At 73.7% G+C, this 1,187-nt stretch carries 1 protein-coding gene; it reads left to right on the top strand.

Annotated elements, in window-relative coordinates; genetic code table 11:
- On the top strand, window positions 1-1,101 hold a 1,101-nt coding region (locus J0695_RS39205; protein WP_206969628.1), incomplete at its 5' end, for a YifB family Mg chelatase-like AAA ATPase.
- Window positions 1,102-1,187 lie beyond the last annotated feature (86 nt).

Raw genomic sequence — 1,187 nt, 5'->3', positions numbered from 1 at the left:
GTCCCGGAGGAGGAACCAACGGAACCGGGCCGCCCGGACGCGGGGCTGGCCGGACTTCTGGTGCCGGGGGCGGGGGTGGGTGCGGGACTGGGCGCGAGCATCGAGGGGCATGTCCCGGACCTGGCCGACGTCGCGGGGCAGCAGACGGCGAGGACCGCCCTGGCGGTCGCGGCGGCAGGAGGACACCATCTGCTGCTGCACGGGCCGCCAGGAGCCGGCAAGACGATGCTCGCGGAGCGGATTCCCTCGATCCTTCCGCCCCTGACCAGGCGGGAGTCCCTGGAGGTCACCGCGGTGCACTCGGTGGCGGGGATCCTGCCGCCGGGGGAGCCGCTGGTCAGATCGGCCCCGTACTGCGCACCGCACCACTCGGCGACGATGCAGTCCCTGGTGGGCGGGGGCAACGGCATGCCGAGGCCGGGAGCGGTGTCGCTGGCACACCGGGGAGTGCTGTTCCTCGACGAGGCGCCGGAGTTCTCAGGAAAGGCGCTGGACGCGCTGCGACAGCCCCTGGAGTCGGGCCATGTGGTGATCGCACGCAGTGCCGGGGTGGTACGGCTGCCGGCCCGCTTCCTGATGGTGCTCGCAGCCAACCCGTGCCCCTGCGGCAGGCACGGGCAGAAGGACGGCGCGTGCGAATGCCCGCCCTCCCTGGTGCGCAGGTATCAGGCGCGGCTGTCGGGTCCACTGCTGGACCGCGTCGATCTGCGCGTCGGGGTCGAGCCGGTCCAGCGGGCGGATCTGCTGGGGCAGGGTGGTCGTGGCGAATCGACCGAGGCGACCGCGGCTCGGGTACGTGAGGCACGGGAGCGGGCCACGGCGCGACTGGACGGCACTCCGTGGACCACCAACAGCGAAGTGCCGGGGCATGAGCTGCGTACCCGCTGGATGGTGTCGTCGGGGGCACTCGCAGCGGCTGAGCGGGACATGGAACGGGGGCTGCTCACGGCCCGCGGTCTGGACCGGGTGCTGCGGGTCGCCTGGACGGTGGCGGACCTGAGCGGCCATGACCGGCCCGCGCCGGGCGACGTCGATCTGGCCCTCCAGCTGCGGACCGGTATCGACCGGGGCGCACCGGCGCTCGTCGGGGAGACGTCATGAGCGGAGTCCACGACCAGGAGCGGATGGCGCGGGCGGCTCTGACCCGGGTGCTGGAGCCGGGGGAGGAGGTCGGCGGGCGGTGGGTG

Source organism: Streptomyces beijiangensis, assembly GCF_017315755.1.
Classification (GTDB): Bacteria; Actinomycetota; Actinomycetes; order Streptomycetales; family Streptomycetaceae; genus Streptomyces; species Streptomyces beijiangensis.
Note: the sequence above shows the minus strand (reverse complement) of the source record. Positions and strands in the feature narration are given on the sequence as shown.